The 16787-nt window shown below is 61.1% G+C and carries 20 protein-coding genes; 12 read left to right on the top strand and 8 right to left on the bottom strand.

All coding sequences use genetic code 11. The features are described 5' to 3' along the window. Window positions 1-220: 220 nt before the first annotated feature. Window positions 221-469, top strand: coding sequence for a YqjD family protein (locus ACLB1Z_RS11265; RefSeq protein WP_013947717.1), 249 nt, complete (start codon window positions 221-223; stop codon window positions 467-469). Between the two features lie 81 nt (window positions 470-550). Here the strand turns inward: ACLB1Z_RS11265 and ACLB1Z_RS11260 are convergent, their stop codons facing one another. The 3 genes from ACLB1Z_RS11260 to ACLB1Z_RS11250 form a co-directional block, all read right to left on the bottom strand. Continuing rightward, window positions 551-1366, bottom strand: a complete 816-nt coding sequence (locus ACLB1Z_RS11260; protein ID WP_409559939.1) for a GTP-binding protein HSR1 — start codon at window positions 1364-1366, stop codon at window positions 551-553. Between the two features lie 82 nt (window positions 1367-1448). After that, the gene (locus ACLB1Z_RS11255; protein WP_409559938.1) at window positions 1449-2438 is read right to left on the bottom strand and encodes a lysophospholipid acyltransferase family protein; all 990 of its coding nucleotides are present in this window, start codon (window positions 2436-2438) and stop codon (window positions 1449-1451) included. A gap of 10 nt (window positions 2439-2448) precedes the next feature. Beyond that, complete coding sequence (locus ACLB1Z_RS11250) at window positions 2449-3654, bottom strand: FAD-dependent monooxygenase (protein ID WP_409559937.1); 1206 nt, start codon at window positions 3652-3654, stop codon at window positions 2449-2451. Between the two features lie 241 nt (window positions 3655-3895). Between ACLB1Z_RS11250 and ACLB1Z_RS11245 the strand changes: the two genes are divergently transcribed. The 8 genes from ACLB1Z_RS11245 (at window position 3896) to ACLB1Z_RS11210 (ending at window position 8752) form a co-directional block, all read left to right on the top strand. After that, window positions 3896-5209 (top strand): porin, encoded by a 1314-nt coding sequence (locus tag ACLB1Z_RS11245; RefSeq protein WP_409559936.1) that lies wholly within the window; start codon window positions 3896-3898, stop codon window positions 5207-5209. A 272-nt stretch (window positions 5210-5481) separates the two neighbouring features. Beyond that, window positions 5482-5823, top strand: a complete 342-nt coding sequence (locus ACLB1Z_RS11240) for a hypothetical protein (protein ID WP_409559935.1) — start codon at window positions 5482-5484, stop codon at window positions 5821-5823. Between the two features lie 141 nt (window positions 5824-5964). After that, window positions 5965-6291 (top strand): FtsB family cell division protein, encoded by a 327-nt coding sequence (locus ACLB1Z_RS11235; RefSeq protein WP_409559934.1) that lies wholly within the window; start codon window positions 5965-5967, stop codon window positions 6289-6291. Window positions 6292-6419: 128 nt separating this feature from the next. Then, complete coding sequence (locus ACLB1Z_RS11230) at window positions 6420-6749, top strand: DUF5076 domain-containing protein (protein ID WP_013947710.1); 330 nt, start codon at window positions 6420-6422, stop codon at window positions 6747-6749. 216 nt (window positions 6750-6965) lie between these two features. Further along, complete coding sequence (locus tag ACLB1Z_RS11225) at window positions 6966-7337, top strand: hypothetical protein (RefSeq protein WP_013947709.1); 372 nt, start codon at window positions 6966-6968, stop codon at window positions 7335-7337. Window positions 7338-7570: 233 nt separating this feature from the next. Further along, window positions 7571-7855 (top strand): hypothetical protein, encoded by a 285-nt coding sequence (locus ACLB1Z_RS11220; protein WP_013947708.1) that lies wholly within the window; start codon window positions 7571-7573, stop codon window positions 7853-7855. 70 nt (window positions 7856-7925) lie between these two features. After that, entirely contained in the window at window positions 7926-8180 is a 255-nt protein-coding gene (locus ACLB1Z_RS11215) for a GlsB/YeaQ/YmgE family stress response membrane protein (RefSeq protein ID WP_013947707.1), read from the top strand. Window positions 8181-8278: 98 nt separating this feature from the next. Continuing rightward, window positions 8279-8752: a type II toxin-antitoxin system RatA family toxin gene (locus ACLB1Z_RS11210; RefSeq protein WP_409559933.1), complete on the top strand. Its 474-nt coding sequence runs from the start codon at window positions 8279-8281 to the stop codon at window positions 8750-8752. On the opposite strand, the gene ACLB1Z_RS11205 is transcribed toward ACLB1Z_RS11210, so the two are convergent. From ACLB1Z_RS11205 to ACLB1Z_RS11185, 5 genes are all read right to left on the bottom strand, one after another. Then, on the bottom strand, window positions 8742-9584 hold the full coding sequence (locus ACLB1Z_RS11205; RefSeq protein WP_409559932.1) for a pentapeptide repeat-containing protein: 843 nt from the start codon (window positions 9582-9584) through the stop codon (window positions 8742-8744). The two genes, ACLB1Z_RS11210 and ACLB1Z_RS11205, sit on opposite strands and share 11 nt — an antisense overlap. A gap of 14 nt (window positions 9585-9598) precedes the next feature. Beyond that, window positions 9599-10090 carry a CinA family protein gene (locus tag ACLB1Z_RS11200; RefSeq protein ID WP_409559931.1) on the bottom strand — a complete coding sequence of 164 codons (492 nt, stop codon included), beginning with the start codon at window positions 10088-10090 and terminating at the stop codon, window positions 9599-9601. 107 nt (window positions 10091-10197) lie between these two features. Continuing rightward, a complete protein-coding gene (locus ACLB1Z_RS11195) occupies window positions 10198-10683 on the bottom strand; it encodes a MarR family winged helix-turn-helix transcriptional regulator (protein WP_024275875.1) in 486 nt (161 codons plus the stop codon). Between the two features lie 184 nt (window positions 10684-10867). Then, window positions 10868-11488 (bottom strand): cation transporter, encoded by a 621-nt coding sequence (locus ACLB1Z_RS11190; protein ID WP_409559930.1) that lies wholly within the window; start codon window positions 11486-11488, stop codon window positions 10868-10870. Further along, on the bottom strand, window positions 11485-12669 hold the full coding sequence (locus ACLB1Z_RS11185) for a bifunctional 2-C-methyl-D-erythritol 4-phosphate cytidylyltransferase/2-C-methyl-D-erythritol 2,4-cyclodiphosphate synthase (protein WP_409563263.1): 1185 nt from the start codon (window positions 12667-12669) through the stop codon (window positions 11485-11487). The genes ACLB1Z_RS11190 and ACLB1Z_RS11185 overlap by 4 nt, the downstream gene beginning before the upstream one ends. A 336-nt stretch (window positions 12670-13005) precedes the next feature. On the opposite strand from ACLB1Z_RS11185, the gene dusB reads away from it, so the two are divergent. Genes dusB through ntrC form a run of 3 tightly spaced genes read left to right on the top strand, consistent with a single transcriptional unit; the run spans window position 13006 to window position 16555 of the window. Next, window positions 13006-13944, top strand: a complete 939-nt coding sequence (dusB, locus tag ACLB1Z_RS11180) for a tRNA dihydrouridine synthase DusB (RefSeq protein WP_409559929.1) — start codon at window positions 13006-13008, stop codon at window positions 13942-13944. Continuing rightward, window positions 13941-15110, top strand: coding sequence for a two-component system sensor histidine kinase NtrB (locus tag ACLB1Z_RS11175; RefSeq protein ID WP_409559928.1), 1170 nt, complete (start codon window positions 13941-13943; stop codon window positions 15108-15110). Before dusB ends, ACLB1Z_RS11175 begins: the two co-directional genes overlap by 4 nt. Further along, a complete protein-coding gene (ntrC, locus tag ACLB1Z_RS11170; RefSeq protein ID WP_409559927.1) occupies window positions 15110-16555 on the top strand; it encodes a nitrogen regulation protein NR(I) in 1446 nt (481 codons plus the stop codon). The genes ACLB1Z_RS11175 and ntrC overlap by 1 nt, the downstream gene beginning before the upstream one ends. The last annotated feature ends 232 nt before the right edge of the window (window positions 16556-16787 follow it).

Raw genomic sequence — 16787 nt, 5'->3', positions numbered from 1 at the left:
TCGCATCGCCATTCTGACTTATGTCCGAATGGCGATGCGATGACTCGGTTGCTCAAACGTCATGGCCGCGGAACCCGCCATCCTGGCCACTCACTATTCGGGCAAAGCGCCAGCTTAGTTGGAATACAGCGTTCGGACATTGCTCACCGAATTGCCATGAAACCATCCGCTCTCCGTTCGCGTTGCACGGTCGATGTTGCAACAAACGGAGTACCCCCAAATGGCTACGTCATCCGCATCTCAGTACGGATCAGGCAGCGTTGAAGATCTAAAGAGCAAAGCGAAACAAGCTTACGATGACGCGTCCGATCGTGCTCAGGAAATGGCCGGTCAGGCCAAGCAGCAAGCCAGCGAAGTCGCCGGCAACGTGAAGGGTGCAATCGACAAGTCGGTCAAGGAACAGCCTGTGACGACGTTGTTGGCGGCTGCAGCAGTCGGTTTTGTCATCGGCGCGCTGTGGAAGTCGTAACGACGAACACCGTCGTCAAACAACCGACAGCTAAGCAATTCATCCGCCGAGAGATCGATTTAAAGCGATCGCTCGGCGGATTTATTTGCGCGGGGCGATCGGCTGCGACCGCAGATCCGCTTTTCGTGCTTGAGCTTCTTTTCGCAACTCTCCGCTGTAAAGATCGATCGCCGCCGCGCCGACTTCGTGAATATAGGCGCGCACGAGCCGCCCGGAGATCGTGCCCTTCAGCCATTGAAACAGCGATTTCGATAAACGCTCGCGCATTTCATATGTTGCGGCTGTCGCCGGATTGACCATGCGCGCCACGCGCCACACCGACCATGCGCGCCCGGCGACGTCATAAATTCCGCGCCAGCGATAGACCTGCGCGAACTGCGCCACTGTCAGTCGATTGCCGAGCGGGATCGTTCCCTCGAACACAGGCCGCAACCTTGCGCTCACCTGTTCGACGAGAGTCAACGCTTCCGGCACCGTAAAGTGCAGCATAGGGTCTTTGTCGGCTGGGTGATAAACCTTAGCAACGATCTCGACCGTCTCTAGGCCGGTATTCAGAAGGTCGTTCCAGGTCGAGATTGTTCGCGAGTTAGAGTCGTTCGCAAACACTTCGACCGCCGACATTGCGTCGCTGCGAAGATCCGAGGCGACATCCGCAGTCTCAGGCGGCAACACCTCTTGAAACTCAGAAACGTCCGCGGTGCGGGCCGGCGGCCGACCCAGCGTTCGGCGCTCGAATACGAAGGCCAGCGCCGTGCAGATGAGCGTCGCAACGGCCCAGTGAATAAGATAGCCGTGCTGCCAAAGCCAAAGACTGCCCAGCGGAATCAAGGCGATCGTTGGCAGCAGAAGCCCCATGGCAACGACAAAGAGGCGTAATGGCGTTAGGGCGTCGTTCATTCCGCGCTCCGTTGAGGCACAACCTCAAAAAACGCTCTCGTCGCCCATGCAGTTCCGAAAAAGCCGTGGTGAGCCAGCGCGGTTAATTCCAGCGGCGGTTGGACCACATCCATTGCTCAGGCAGTTCGCGCACCCATTCCTCGAACTGGCGCGTCATCTCGGCGGTTGCCCATTTGACGTCTTCGCTATGATTGGACGTTCGCGGAATGCGCAGCTCTTTCAGCTCGATCTCGAAGCGGCTGTCGTTGCCGACGCGCATGCAGCGAGACATCCAGATGCGAGCGCCGACGCGCCGGGCGATCATCGCCGGAATGGTGACGGTCCGGGCGTCGTGCCCGAAGAAGGGAACCGGCAGACCGGTCCGGTCCCAAAGATCGCACACGACCCCGAGCCGCCCGCCGTTGCGGACGTAATCCATGATCACGCGCGCCGTCTTCTGGCTCTCGCCGTGATCGCCTTCGACTTTGCCGCGGCCGAATAGTCCGCCCGGATAGAGGTCGCGCCGCTGATAGCGGATGTAGCGGTCGATGTAAGGATTGTTGACGGAGCGATAGACGCACGCCGGATTGGCGCCTGCGAGCGTCAGTGGCCAAATCGCCAGCTCCCAGTTGCCCATGTGCAGCGATGCGCCGACGATCGGCCCGAGCTTGCTCGCATAGCGATTGAAAACATCAGGGTTCTTGATCGTCAGGCGCGACGGTTCGGCGATGATCTGGTCGATCCGCATCGTCTCGGCCATGACGCGGCCGAGATTTTCCCAGTGACGCAGGGCGATCGTCAGTCGCTCTTCGTCCGACTTTTCGGGAAAGGCGATCTTCAGATTATCGAGGGCGCGCTTGTGCCGTTTTGGATTGATCTTCGGCGCCAGCCGCCGCCAACACCACGCCGAAATATGCGTCGCCGTGTCGAGCGGCACCGAGCGGACAATGCCGACGATGAAGCGAAGCAGGCCGTATTCCAGCCTGAACTGTAGATCGCGCAGTGGCGAAATTTCCGTCGAGGACAGTTCCCGGTTCCTTATCCTGATGGCGAATGCCGCAGCGAAATGCCCCTGCGCTCCGCTGGCCGTCAAGCCTCGGTGGTCACATTTCCCCGCCGCTCATCAGAGCAGGCCGCGAAGCGGCCGGGAGGATGCCTTCGCGCATCACCTGCGTCCGCAGGGTCGAACTTGAAGCCAGCGCAAAGAGACCGAGCCCACGGGCAAGGTTCACGCCCGGAATGTGGCTGCTTAGCAGCGAGCGATTCAACAGGTCGATCGCGAAGATCCGGGTTCCGATGTCAGCTTTCCGCGCACTGTCGTACCGGCTGAGCGCGGCGTCGCTGCCGATATCCTCGCCCCGGGTTTTAGCCTCTCCCGCAATCTCGGCGAGAGTTGCCGCGTCTCGGCAGCTGAGGTTGAGGCCCTGGGCGCCGATCGGCGGAATGACGTGGGCCGCTTCGCCCGCGACCACGACTCGGTTTTTCGCCAGTATCCGTGCGCTCTGGCCAGAAAGCGGAAAAGCTTGTCTTGGCGTCAAGCAGGAGATGGAGCCCAGCAGCCCTTTAAGTGCCTGTCCCAGTTCGTGCTCGAATGCCGAATCATCAAGCGCCAGCAAGCGCTTCGCTTCTTCCGGTTCCTCGATCCAGACGAGGTTCGAGGTTTTGCCCGGCCCTGGCACGACCGTGAGAGGGCCGACAGGTCGATGCAACTCGGTTGAGATGCCGTGATGGTCACGTTGGTGATGGAATGTCGCCACAATTGCAGATTGCGGGTACGTCCATGACGCAACGTCAATGCCCGCCGCTGTGCGGGCTGCCGACCGGCGGCCGTCGGCGGCGACGACCAACCGCGCCGTGACGGTCGCGTCATCGCCATACGTCAGCGTGACGTTCTCAGCACCGATGTCGATCCGGCTGACGGCTACTGGAAGGCGCGTTGTCGACGCTTGGCAGACCGCCTCCAGCGCCTCCGTCAGCGGCACGTTGGGGATGTTGTAGCCAAAGGCTTCAAATCCGGCCTCGCGCGCCTCGAAAAGCACCTCCGGCGCCCGCAGGAGGTTCTTGCTTCCATCTACAATCCGGATGCCGGTGATAGGCTCGGACTGAGCCTGCAGCCGCGCCCAAATATCGAGCTTTTTCAGAAGCTCGACAGATCCGCCAAATAGTGCCGATGTCCGCCGGTCGAGCGGGTTGGATGGTGGCCCGATAACCACCGTACGGAGGCCGGATATCGCACATGCTGCGCCTGCGACCAGTCCAGCAGGGCCCGCTCCGATGACAGCAATGTCAAAAATGTCTTTTCCAGCCATGCTTTAGGTTCCAAAAGTGTGGTTATTGAAGCACAGAAACGGTGCAAAGGGCCAGATGTTGCAGCAAAGCAACGTTTGTGACGGCCAACTGTCACGCAACTGTTAAATTGACCGGTTAGCAGACACTTAAGTTGTCCACATGGCTTAGACGCACTGTAGGCAAAACTGGCGAAAACGCCCGGCGCGCTAGGGGATTGCGTGCCGTCAATTATCTGGGGTCTGTAAAAATAGAGGGGCACCGATGAATTCGGTATTCAAATTATCAAGCAGCCGTTGGGCTTTGCTGGCGGCCTTCGGGTTCGTCGCCGCAGGCATCACGCCGGCCGCTGCTGCCGACTTGGGTGGCGACTGCTGCGCCGATCTTGAAGAACGTGTGGCCGAACTCGAAGCCACGACCGCTCGCAAAGGTAACCGTAAAGTTTCGCTAACGGTTTCGGGCTGGGTCAACGAAGCCGTCATGTACTGGAACGACGGCACCGAGAGCAACTCCTACGTCGGCACGAACAAGCTTGAACAGTCGCGCGTCCGCTTTGTCGGCGAAGCTCAGATCATTCCGGGCTGGTCGGCTGGCTACACGCTGGAACTCGGCATCACGGGCGGCAGCTCGAATACATGGGACCAGAGCAATCCTGACGGCAGCGGCAACAACTCCGTCACGGTTCGTAAGAGCAGCTGGTTCATCAAGAGCAAAGACCTCGGCAAGGTCACGGTCGGCCAGGACGGCACGGCTCTCTACCACACGCTCGACGACGCCGATGGTGTGAATACGCGTAACTTCTCGGACGCGCAGGCCGCCGCTGTTTATCAGGGCTCCTTTAAGCTCCGTAGCAACGGCGCTTTCGTCAACGGCCTGGGCTGGAACAACATTCTGCAGGGTGTCGACAACGGCACGGTTGGTCAGGATGGCCGCCGCAACGTCGTCCGTTACGACTCGCCGACGATCGCCGGCTTCACGCTGACGGCCTCATGGGGCGAAGACGATGATTGGGGCATGTCGCTGAACTATACGAACAAGTGGGGTGATTTCCAGGTCCTCGCCAAGGCCGGCTACGGCGAAAACTCCGACGAAAACATCGGCTGCGCCGACAAAGGTTCGAGTTCGCCGTTCGCTCAAGGCACCCACTGCGAAATCTTCGGCACCGCGGCCACCATCCAGCACGTCCCGACGGGTCTCTATGTCTACGGCGGCTACGCTCAGAACGTCGATGACAACATCCGCAACTTCGATCCAGCCGCTGAGAACAAGAGTACCATGTACTTCATTCAGGGCGGTATCGAGCAGAAGTGGATCCCGCTCGGCAAGACGACGATCTTCGGCGAATACCGTCACGATGACGGCGGCAGCAAGATGTCGGCTTCGTTCGACGGTTCTCACCTGCAGTCGACCAGCCTGAACTTTGTCGGTGCTGGTGTTGTTCAGAACATCGAACCTGCCGCGATGGACCTCTACGTCATGTACCGTCACGCCGACGGCGACATTACCAACGCAGCCAATACCAATGTTGACCTCGATGCTTTCGACTCGGTCATCATGGGTGGCTTGATCCGGTTCTGATCGCTCTCTCCCGTTTGCGAACAGATGCTTGGGGCTGCCTTCGGGCGGCCCCTTTTTGTTCTTCTAGGAAATGCTTAAATACATTACCGGAATTTCCCCTCGACCTGTGACAAACTGGCGATATGGCGACCTTACAACAGGATTGCCGAGAAACGATGGGAAGCCAGACAACCTGGGATATTGCCATTGAGTTTCTGCTATCTACCGCGCATCAGTAGCTCATGTGCATGCTTGCGAGGCATCGCGGGGTATTTGTGAAAAGGCTAGGACTGGTGCTCTTGGTGCTTGCGGCTCTTGCCGCCGTGCACAGCACTAATGTGATCGCCATGGAGGAACAGCGGGGCGCAATCCCCGGTGGCGTCCCTGTGCCTGATGCACCCAAGGCGCAGGAGCAGGAAGACTCTGCACCCGCCAAAGCCGACACGGGCACCGAAATCCGCATTCCCGGCCTCGGTAAGATCGGCACGCTTCCGAAAATGGACTTTGGCCTCGATCTCCTTTACGGCGCCGTCGAGGAAGAAAACAACCGCTCGACGCCCGACTTTCCCAACTCGCCCGATGACGACGAGAAGCGGGATCTGATGATCCATGGCACCGTGAAGCACCGCTTCTGACAATTCGCGACGAGCGCCTGCAGCGCCTCGATTCGGCGGGCTGTCCGGCCGGCGGAGTGCGACACTCGCCCAGCGGTTTACGCTGCCTTAATCGGCATCTCTCTATAAAAACGAGATCCGTTCTCACTCAGGGAAATGCGCGTGCATTACGCGAGTCCACCGCGCCGCCGCGGAGCCATCTGGCTCCTCAAACAGCTTTCGGTGACGCTCGCATGCGTCGGGCTCACGGCCTATTTTTCGTATCATATTCGCTACGGCCAGCACGGCCTTGAGGCGCGCGCCGAGCTGAAAGATCGCTCCGCACTGCTGGACTTCGAAATCAAGGGTCTCGAAACAGTCCGGACGCGGCTTCGCCACGACGTCGCGTTGTTGTCGCCGGAAATTCCGAACGCCGATATCGTCGAAGAGACCGCGCGTGACGTGCTCGGTTACGTCCGCCCCGACGACAAAATAGTTGTCGCCCGATAAAGACCGTAGTTCACTACTAACTTGCAATATCGTTGTGGCTCACAAGTGTGAGTAATAGCGATAGTCAGCCGTGACGTGTGTGGTGGCTAAATTTGCCGACGCGATCGTAATCAAGGAGTCCGTCGACGATGTCTGACTTTAACGATTCGGATCCGCTCCTTGAGCTGGATGTGCCCGACGGGGTTCCCGAAGCCGAACAGGCGGTCGAATTGATTCGGGCCTGGGTCGCCGACGGTGCCTTGGCGGTGGCTCTCAACGGCGAGGCCTTCGGTCCCCAGTTGGAAGAGTGGGGGCGCGTCCTTGCGCAGATCGGCCATCACATCGCTCATGCGGCGTCGCTGAGCGGAGAACTCGGTGAGGAACACTCCATCGAAGCCCTCCGCAAAGGCTTCAACGCCTCGTTCCCGCAGAGCGAGCTTGCGAGCTACGGCAAGATGCGCCGCCGCGTCACGCACTGACGCATTCCACCAAGCGATACCACTCCCTCTCGGTTCGACGTGAATCGAGTGTTGCCGGGTTGCGCCAGAGCGCCGATGTCCACACCTTCGATCTGCCGGCAGAGTTTCGCTAGGGGATGACCGGCCTCACCCAGCTTGCGCACACTTCCGCCCAGCCGCTAAGCAAACGAGACGTGCGCGTTAAGTTGCCGGCGTGCAACTTCTGGGGGTGGGTCGATGACTGCGGTATCATTTGGCAAAGTCGGAATGATCGTCGTTGCAACAGCGTTGGTCGGCGGCTGCGCGAACGGGGGCTTTGATCTCTCGACGGGCTCGATCACACCCCAGCAGACCGCCGCAAAGACGGACCCTGTGTGCGTCTCGCTGGCAAGCCAGATCAACACGCTGAAAGCTGACGGCACCATCAATCGGCTCGAGCAGGCGGCAGACGGCAAGACGAGCAAGGTCTCGGTCAAGCGCACGGCGCTGCAGAAGCAGGCTGAACTCAACAAAGCCTACGAGCAATTTCAGACCCGGTGCGGCCCGTCAGTCCCGAACCAGGCTGCGGCGCAAGCACCCACGCAGCAGACGGCAGCGGCAAATAAATAAGTCTGCCTGAAAGCCGATGATCGCGCAGCGCCCGCGGCGGGCTCCGGAAAACGGGGCCTGCGCTGGCGCAGAGTGTATCCCCGGAGGCTATTTTCAAATTGGTGAGTGCTGCTGCGCCGCCACAGGAACGCCACGGGGGATTGCGAAGGCTATCGAGCTGTGGTCTTTGCGACCATTGCGGGGGCAGGGGCTCCTTCTCACTTCCAAAGAACTTACGCGAGCGAGACGGATAAATGCGGGGTAGTCTAGCGGTTGTTCTTGTGACCGTCCTGACGGGGGCGCTCCAAGGTTGCGGAGGCGCGGCCGGAGGAAACGGCGATCCGGGTGCGCGACCGCTGCCACCGGGTCAGTCGTGCGGATCCATCCGTAACGAACTCAATCGCCTGGACTCTCAGGGCGTGCCTGCGCAGGTGGAACGCGCGAGCAACGGCGGCAAGCTCAGCGCCGGCCAGCGTGCCAACGTTGACAAGTACAATGACCTGCTCAATCAATATTTAGGCGCGCGCTGCCACGTCTAAAGCACCACGTCGCAAGCCGGTCAGTTGATGATCGCTTGCGCTGGCACTGGAAATGTCGTCGGAGAGCCGGATGGACAGCCAAACCCGCGATTTGATCGTCTTTGCCCTGATCGGCATCGTTGCCGGCTTCCTAGCCTCGCTCGTGGTCGGCGGTGATGGCCTGATCCGGTATTTGATCACCGGCATCATTGGCGCGTTCGTCGGCGGCTATCTGTTCAAGGCGCTCGGTATCAATCTCGGCATCGGCAACGCCCTCGTCACCGAGATCATTACCGCGGCCATCGGCGCCATCATCGTCGTCCTTCTGGCCCGGCTGATCGCTTAAGTGATCGCCGGCTGCTGTGACGGGGCGGGAAGCGCCTCGCGCAGCTATGACGTCATGCGCATTTTCATCTTATCTGATCGTGTGCCATAAGCGCCGCCATGCCGTCTTTTTCATCCCAGCGCCACGTACGCTTCTCGGCCGCGCAAATGTATGCGCTCGTCGCCGACATCGAGAAATATCCCGAATTCCTGCCGCTCTGCACCGGCTTGACTGTCCTCTCACGCCGCCCGCAAGGGGAGGGGGAGGAACTGACGGCGCGCATGAGCGTCGGCTATAAATCAATCGCCGAGAACTTTACCACGCGCGTCGTAACCAACCCGGCAGAGCTGCGCATCGACGTCAGCTATCTCGACGGTCCCTTCAAACACCTTGACAATCGCTGGCGCTTTATCGACGACGCAACGGGCTCGGCGGTCGATTTCTTCATCGATTATGAGTTCCGCTCGAAGCTGCTCGGCGTGCTCATGGGCTCGATGTTCGATCAGGCTTTCCGCCGCTTCACGCAGGCATTCGAGGAACGGGCTGCCAAGATCTACGGCAACGCAGCCGCGAAGATCGCATCTAGCGAATGATCTTGTCCGAGTTTCTGGCGAGCGACAGCCCCTTGAGGCTTTCGAGCCCGATTGCGCCGTGAAGCCGTGTGCCGGACAGATCGGCGCCGGTGATGTTGGCATCGGTCAGGTCCGCGTCCGTCAGGTCCGCTCCGCTGAGGTCAGCGCCGCTGAGATCGGCGCCGGAAAGATCGGCCCCTCGCAACTGGGTAGCGTGCAGGATCGCGCCTTTGAGCACGGCGAAGCTCAACTGAGAGCGGTCCATGTTGGCTCGCGTCAGGATTGCGCCAGAGAGGTTCGCGCTGACGAAAACCGAGCGCCAGAGATGTTCGATGAAACCGGTCCTGTTGATCGGCGCGCAGACCGAATCCGTCAGATCGGCGCCGGAAAAATCGGACCCCGAAAAATCGCCAAAGAACTTCACGCGTTTGAGCGAAGCGCCCTTCAGGCTTGGCGCCTCCCGCGGGATAGGCACGAGCGTTGACGTCGTCGCCGGCCGCATGAGGGACGCATCATCGAGAGTGGCGCCGTCGAAGCGTGCACCGATGATAACCGCCCGGTCGAGCCGCGCGCCGCTCAGATCGACGCCGGAGAGATTGGCGCCGGTCAGGTCCGTGCCGAACAGATTGGCCTGCCGAAGGTCGGCTTTCTTGAAATCGAGAGATGCCAGATCGAGCCGCATCAGATTGCGGTTGTTGAGCGCTGGGTGGCTACCGGGTGCGGCGCGGAACAGCAGGATCGAAATATCCCGTGCCGAAAGATCGGCCGCCGAAACCGGTGAGAAGACAGACGTTGTTCCGAGCAAGGCACCAAACATAGCCACGGCGATCGCGCCGATGGATCGGTTGCGCAAACCCAGACATCCGATCATTTGGCCGCCTCTTCGAGCAGTCTCAATGCCGCCCTGAGGCTGGCTAAGCGTACTTCGTCGCGGCCGGCTTCGCCGAACATGTGCCGTTCCACGCGCGGAGCATCAAATACCGACGCGACGGCGATGTAAACCAGCCCGACCGGCTTGTGCGGGCTTCCTCCACCGGGACCGGCGATGCCCGTAATCGAAACCGCGAGATCGGCGCCGGTCGTGCTGACCGCGCACTCTGCCATCGCGTGTGCGACGGCCTCGCTGACCGCGCCGTGGTGCTTGATGAGTTCGGCATCGACGCCGATCATGTGTTCCTTGGCGTCGTTCGAATAGGTCACGAACCCGCCGTAGAAGACATCGGAGGAGCCGGGAACGGCGGTGATGGCCGCAGCCACGAGCCCGCCCGTGCAGCTCTCGGCCGTCGTCAGCGTTCGATTCTGATCGCGAAGGGTGTCGATGAGATGCTTGGCGTTGGTGAGGACGTCTGCCGGGAACACTGGAGGCCTCGTCGCTTATTCCAAAAAAGAAAATAGGGAGCGCTTCCGATGAAGCGCCCCCCTAAAGGCTAACTAGAGAGAGGAGAATGTGCAAACGGCCCAGCTGATCAGGCCGCCGCGAGTACCTCGGCATGCGAAAGCAGACTGTCGAGTACAGACCTGCTGTCAGTCCCCATGGCACCGACAGTACGCTTCTGGGCATCCTGCCAGATCGGATAGGCATCCTTCAGAACAGCCTGACCTTTGGGCGTAAGGTGCAGACCGCGTCCCCGCCGTCCGGCGGGCGGATCCATGACGATGTGGCCAAGCGCGAGCAGGCGCTTCAAGTTGCGGGACAGTGTCGACTTCTCGATGTCGAGTTCGTGGCCGATCTCGACGGCGGTGATGCCGTCACGAGACGCGAGCTGGGCAAGCAGCGTGTATTGGCTTGCGGTGATGCCAAGTGGGCGCAAGGCATCATCGTAGACCCTCGTGACGATACGCGAGAGCTGACGAACACGGGTCGCTAAGCACATCTCGGCTTGAGCCTCGGCAATAGTGCTGATGGCTGCGTCGACGTGCTGGCGGTCGAGATTTTGGGGCATGATGTTCATATCGGCTCCCGTATGGGCACTCTCGTGTGGATCGTGGCAATACAACCACGTGTTCATTTGATGCCGCGATTCTGCCTTGAGGGTCAATGGCGAAAGCCGTTGCAAAGCAGCATCTGAGGCTGTGGTGTTGCCCATGCACGCAGCTGCAACTCGACGCACCTGCGCTTGTGGATATCTACCGCTGTCAGGAGCGTGACTGCGCGTGCTCTTCACGAGCCGCTTCATAGACTTCGTGCGCTGCACCAGCGTTGATCGCGGCAATGCCGAGGCCGACGATCAGATCGGGCCAGTGCGAGTGTGTGACGCTCGTCAGCAGGCCTGCCGCAATAATCGCAATGTTGGCCGCCACGTCGTTGCGCGCCGACAGGAACGCAGCGCGCGTCAGACTGCCGCCGGCGGCCCGGAACGGCGCCAGCATCCACGCGCATATTGAGTTGACGATGAGCGCGCCGATGCCCGTCACCGTGATCGGTATAGCCTCCGGCACCAAGCCGCTTGAAAAATTCTGCCACGCTGTCCAGAGCGTCGCGAGGCCCGGCACCAGGATAATGACAGCCAGAACCATTCCGAGCTTGGCCCGTTGCGCCATCGTGAACCCGAGCCCGGCGAGGATCAGCAGGTTGACCGCGCCGTCTTCGAGAAAATCGACGCTGTCGGCAAACAGCGCGACCGAGCCGATCGCCAGCGCGACCGCAAACTCGATACCGAAATAGGTGAGGTTCAAGACGGCCACGTTTCGGACCGTCAACCGCAGCGCGGTGTTCGTCGCGATGTCTGAAGAAGACTGCTGCGGCTTGTCGCTCATGTTGTCTCCGCGGGTAAGAAGACCATCGCTGTCGCCATGGCGGCGATGCCTTCGCGTCGTCCGGTGAAGCCCATCTGCTCCGTCGTCGTTGCTTTGATGCCGACGCGATGTGCGGGAAGTCCGAGCACGCCACCGATCAGCTCTTGCATGGCCGGGCGATGCGGACCGACGCGCGGCGCTTCGGCGAGCACCGTAATATCGACATTGCCCACCCGGCCGCCAAGATCGCGCACGCGCCGAACAGCGTCTTCAAGAAAGAGCTTCGATGCCGCGCCTTTCCACTTCGGATCGGACGGCGGGAAGTGCTGACCGATATCGCCGTCGCCGATGGCGCCGAGCAAAGCGTCGGTCAATGCGTGCAATACGACGTCGGCGTCCGAATGGCCTTCGAGCTTGTGTGTATAAGGGATCTTGATACCGCCGAGCCAGACGTGATCGCCCTCGCAAAAGCGATGCACGTCAAAGCCGCTCCCGATCCGCGGTTCCAATGCGCTCGTCAATTGCCGGTCCGCCACGTCGAGATCCTCTGCTGTCGTGATTTTGATGTTGCTGCCTAGGTCTTCGACGATAGCTACGTCGAGCCCGGCCCATTCCGCAATTGCCGCGTCGTCGGTGAATGTGTCGATGCCTTGCTCGGCCGCTTTGCGGTGAGCGATCAGGATCGGTTCTAAGTGAAATCCCTGCGGCGTCTGTGCCCGCCAGAGACCATCGCGCGCGATTGTGTCGGTCACAATACCGTCGGCCGCGCGCTTCAAGGTATCGGTGACGGCAAGAGCTGCTAGCGCGCCTGGCCGTTCGCCGAGGGCGCCAATGACCTTCGAAATCGTCTTACCTGAAACGAACGGCCGCGCTGCGTCGTGGATCAGGACGAGGTCGGGCGGCGACGAGGAGGCGAGAGCTTCAAGACCCCGAAGGACCGAAGCCTGACGCGTCGGCCCGCCGATCGCGGGCGCGGAAAGCTTCGCCCAACCGCCAGCGGAGATCGCAAGCCGATACAACTCGCGGTCGTCCGCGTGAATGACAGCTTTGACCTCGTCGATCTCGGCGTGGCCCGCGAAGATGGCTATCGCCCGCTCGAGCACGGATTTGCCGCCGATCTGAGCATATTGTTTCGGACCCGCGCCCTGGTTGGCCGCGCGCGTTCCCCGTCCGGCCGCGACGATTAAAGCGGCGATGCGCAACACAAACCTCCCCCAAGAACAGGATGCTGCCCGAAAGTCAGGCTGCAACTCCCTGCCTGTTGGCGAGCACTTTCGCAACACTCGCCTTGCAACCGCGACGTTGACGGCGGACGTGCTATGCCCAATTTCATAGCCGAACAGGGTGAGACCGCGTCAAATGGGCAAATTGTAAATGTATTGTTCGCCCTTGCGAAATCATTCCTCCTTGCCTAGTCTGCCCAAACTCACGGCAGACGATCGTTCTGCTCAATGAATAGGCAGTCGATGGGGCCGTCTCTCTAGGACCGTATGCTGGAAAACATCGTAAACGGCGCGCCACCTGCAGTGCTGGCGCCCATGTCCGGAGTAACTGATTTACCGTTTCGCCGCCTTGCTCACCGCCTTGGAGCGACGCTGGTCGTATCTGAAATGGTTGCGAGCGAGGAACTGGCGAAGGCGCGCCGCGACGTGCTGCGGCGGGTCGAAGGTCGTGATTTAACGCCGTTCGTCATTCAGCTCGCCGGACGCGACGAACATTGGATGGCCGAAGGCGCGAAGATTGCCGAAGCCAAAGGCGCCCACATGATCGACATCAATATGGGCTGCCCGGCGCGCGAAGTGACAGGCAAGCTGTCCGGCTCCGCGCTGATGCGCAATCTCGATCATGCCCAGTCGCTCATTCGCTCCGTCGTCAATGCCGTCAGGGTGCCGGTGACGTTGAAAATGCGCCTCGGCTGGGACGACAAGACCCGCAACGCTGGCGAGCTTGCGCGCCGCGCCGAGGCCGAAGGCATCAAGCTCATTACCGTGCACGGGCGCACACGCTGCCAGTTCTTCACCGGCGCTGCCGATTGGCGCGCGGTGCGCGCCGTCGTCGACGCCACCTCGCTTCCCGTCCTAGTCAACGGCGACATTCTCTCGCCCGACCACGCTCGCGCGGCGCTGGAAGCTTCCGGCGCAACGGGTGTGATGGTCGGACGCGGCGCTTACGGCGCGCCGTGGATGCTGGGACGGATCGCCAAGTCTCTCGAATCGGGCCGCGACCCTGGCGATCCGGTGCTCAACGAACAGCGCGATATTGCGATCGAGCATTTCGAAATGATGCTCGGTCATTACGGCAGGGAACTGGGCCTGCGCAACGCGCGCAAGCACATCGGTTGGTATCTGGCGTCGAGTGGGGCCAGCGACGCAGTCGTCAAATCCTGGCGGGGAAAGCTTTGTGTGATGCTTGAACCGCAGCGCGTGATTGATGGCCTTAAAGCCTTTTACTCTGGTACGGAGTCTCTCGCGGCATGAGCAGCAAGTCGGCGTCGATACGCCAATCCGAACGCGCCTCCGCGGCGCCACCACCGGGACCGATCGTCGATTGCGAAGATCTCTTGAGTGCGCTTCCGCACCCGATCCTCGTCATCGCCAACGATCAGTCGATCGTGTTTGCGAACTCGGCAGCGGAATCCTTCTTCTCGATGAGCGCGACCACGCTCACGCGCAGCCGGATTTCGGAGATCGTCGCGTTCGGCTGTCCGCTGCTCGGTCTTATCGAGCAGGTGCAGGCGACCGGCGCAACCGTGAACGAATACGGTATCGAAGTCGCGACACCGCGCTTCTCGGGCGCCAAGCTCGTCGACATCTACGGCGGCCCGCTCCCTGAAGAGCCGCGCAACATGTTCCTCATGCTGCAGCAGCGCTCGATGGCGCAAATGATCGAGCGGCAGTTGACGCATCGCGCAGCGGCCCGCTCCGTTTCCGGCATGGCCGGCGTGCTGGCGCACGAAATCAAGAACCCGCTGTCCGGCATTCGCGGCGCGGCGCAGCTGCTGGAGCCGGGACTGTCCGATGAGGACCGCGCTTTGACGCAGCTCATCTGTTCCGAGACCGATCGCATTCGCAATCTCGTCGATCGCATGGAAGTGTTCGGCGACGAGCGTCCGATCAGCAAGGATGCCGTCAACATCCATGATGTTCTCAACCATGTGCGCCGCATCGCCGAGCATGGCTTCGGCCGCAACGTTCGTTATGTCGAAGACTACGATCCGTCGCTGCCCTTTGTTCTTGGCAATCGCGACAAGCTCGTTCAGGTCTTCCTTAATCTTCTGAAGAACGCCGCCGAAGCTATTGGCGAAAAGACAGATGGCGGTCGCATCATCCTGACGACGGCGTTTCGACCGGGCGTAAGACTGTCGCTTCCGGGCTCCGATACGCGCGTCAGCCTGCCGTTGATGATCCAGATCGAAGACAACGGCTGCGGCATCCCTGAGCACCTGAAGCCGCATCTCTTCGATCCGTTCGTCACGACGAAGGCATCCGGCAGCGGACTGGGCCTCGCCCTTGTCGCGAAGATCATCGCCGATCACGGCGGTATCATCGAATGTGAAAGCGAACCAAAACGCACGGTATTCCGCGTGCTGCTTCCGATGCAGCGTACACGTCCCGCGGCCGTGCCGACCACGAGAGAGACTTGATGGCCAGAGGCACCATACTGATCGCCGACGACGATACCGCCATTCGCACGGTGTTGAACCAGGCACTGGCGCGCGCCGGCTTCGCCCCCCGCGCAACGGGGAACGCGGCGACGCTCTGGCGTTGGGTGAGTCAGGGCGAGGGCGATGTTGTCATCACTGACGTCGTGATGCCCGATGAAAATGCGTTCGACCTGATCCCGCGCATGAAAAAATTGCGTCCGGATCTGCCCATCATCGTCATGAGCGCGCAAAACACGCTGATGACGGCGCTGACTGCGGCGGAGAAGGGGGCATTCGAATATCTGCCCAAGCCGTTCGATCTGAACGAGGTCGTTGCTGTCGTCTCGCGGGCGCTGTCGGAACCGGGCCGCAAACGCCAGACGACGGCGACCGAGCGCGAATCTGACGAGCTGCCTCTGATCGGTCGTTCGCTGCCGATGCAAGACATCTACCGCGTTCTCGCCCGCCTGACGCAGAGCGATCTGACGGTCATGATCAACGGCGAGAGCGGTACGGGCAAGGAACTCGTCGCCCGCGTACTGCACGACTACGGCAAGCGCCGGCATGGTCCGTTCGTTGCGATCAACATGGCGGCAATCCCGCGCGAGTTGATCGAGAGCGAACTGTTCGGTCACGAGAAGGGCGCCTTTACCGGCGCTCAGACGCGCACGCCCGGCCGCTTCGAGCAGGCGGAAGGCGGCACGCTCTTCCTCGACGAGATCGGTGACATGCCGCTTGAAGCTCAGACGCGTCTTCTGCGCGTTCTGCAGCAGGGCGAATATACGACGGTCGGCGGCCGCACGCCGATCAAGACCAACGTCCGCATCATCGCCGCGACCCACCGCGATCTCAAAACGCAGATCCAGCAGGGCCTCTTCCGCGAAGACCTGTTCTATCGCCTGAACGTGGTGCCGATCCGTCTGCCGCCGCTGCGCGAGCGCCTGGAAGACGTCGGTGATCTTGTCCGCCACTTTCTGCGCCAGGCCGCCCGCGAAGGCCTCGGCCAGAAGTCGATCGAGAGCGCGGCCATCGAACGCCTGAAGGCCCATCCGTGGCCCGGCAACGTTCGAGAGCTTGAAAACGTCGTCCGTCGTCTCGTCGCGCTCTATACGCAGGACACGCTGACAGCACAGATCGTTGAGCAGGAGCTTGCAGGCTCTGCCGTTGCGCCGCCTATCGGTGGCCAGCCGGAGAGCGGCGACCTCGGCGAGGCGGTCGAGCGCTACCTGTCGCGCTACTTCTCGTCCTTCGGCAACGACCTGCCGCCGCCGGGCCTCTACGATCGCGTCATCCGCGACGTCGAGAAGCCGCTGCTAAGTGCCGCGCTGGCGGCGACGCGCGGCAATCAGATCCGGGCCGCCGAGCTTCTTGGGCTCAACCGGAACACGCTCCGCGCCCGCATTCGCGACCTCAACATCAGGGTATTCCGCACGGTCGAGGGCTGACGTCCTCGGCCGGAAACGGCGTCGAAGTTATCCACAGGCAGCCGGTAACGGAAAATTTGGCGCTTGAACTGCGCCACACCCGTCGCGAAAATGTCACAGTTACGTTGTTGTTTCTCCCGACGTGATGCGGGATCGCCGCTTCATGCGCGCCAGCGGGCGACGCACAGCGTTGGGCAACGTCGCGCAGGAACTCTATCGAACGAAAAATAGAAAACGAATTCATAGCGATAGT

The organism is Hyphomicrobium sp. MC8b, assembly GCF_905067615.1.
Lineage (GTDB): Bacteria > Pseudomonadota > Alphaproteobacteria > Rhizobiales > Hyphomicrobiaceae > Hyphomicrobium_B.
Note: the sequence above shows the minus strand (reverse complement) of the source record. Positions and strands in the feature narration are given on the sequence as shown.

What these genes read in the sequence shown, in the direction of transcription:
- ACLB1Z_RS11225 (WP_013947709.1), top strand. Translation starts at nt 6,966, where the DNA reads ATGACTGCGGTATCATTTGGCAAAGTCGGAATGATCGTCGTTGCAACA.
- ACLB1Z_RS11190 (WP_409559930.1), bottom strand. Translation starts at nt 11,488, where the DNA reads ATGAGCGACAAGCCGCAGCAGTCTTCTTCAGACATCGCGACGAACACC.
- ACLB1Z_RS11250 (WP_409559937.1), bottom strand. Translation starts at nt 3,654, where the DNA reads ATGGCTGGAAAAGACATTTTTGACATTGCTGTCATCGGAGCGGGCCCT.
- ACLB1Z_RS11175 (WP_409559928.1), top strand. Translation starts at nt 13,941, where the DNA reads ATGAGCAGCAAGTCGGCGTCGATACGCCAATCCGAACGCGCCTCCGCG.
- ntrC (WP_409559927.1), top strand. Translation starts at nt 15,110, where the DNA reads ATGGCCAGAGGCACCATACTGATCGCCGACGACGATACCGCCATTCGC.
- ACLB1Z_RS11195 (WP_024275875.1), bottom strand. Translation starts at nt 10,683, where the DNA reads ATGAACATCATGCCCCAAAATCTCGACCGCCAGCACGTCGACGCAGCC.
- ACLB1Z_RS11210 (WP_409559933.1), top strand. Translation starts at nt 8,279, where the DNA reads ATGCCGTCTTTTTCATCCCAGCGCCACGTACGCTTCTCGGCCGCGCAA.
- ACLB1Z_RS11245 (WP_409559936.1), top strand. Translation starts at nt 3,896, where the DNA reads ATGAATTCGGTATTCAAATTATCAAGCAGCCGTTGGGCTTTGCTGGCG.
- ACLB1Z_RS11220 (WP_013947708.1), top strand. Translation starts at nt 7,571, where the DNA reads ATGCGGGGTAGTCTAGCGGTTGTTCTTGTGACCGTCCTGACGGGGGCG.
- ACLB1Z_RS11260 (WP_409559939.1), bottom strand. Translation starts at nt 1,366, where the DNA reads ATGAACGACGCCCTAACGCCATTACGCCTCTTTGTCGTTGCCATGGGG.
- ACLB1Z_RS11215 (WP_013947707.1), top strand. Translation starts at nt 7,926, where the DNA reads ATGGACAGCCAAACCCGCGATTTGATCGTCTTTGCCCTGATCGGCATC.
- ACLB1Z_RS11230 (WP_013947710.1), top strand. Translation starts at nt 6,420, where the DNA reads ATGTCTGACTTTAACGATTCGGATCCGCTCCTTGAGCTGGATGTGCCC.
- dusB (WP_409559929.1), top strand. Translation starts at nt 13,006, where the DNA reads ATGTCCGGAGTAACTGATTTACCGTTTCGCCGCCTTGCTCACCGCCTT.
- ACLB1Z_RS11265 (WP_013947717.1), top strand. Translation starts at nt 221, where the DNA reads ATGGCTACGTCATCCGCATCTCAGTACGGATCAGGCAGCGTTGAAGAT.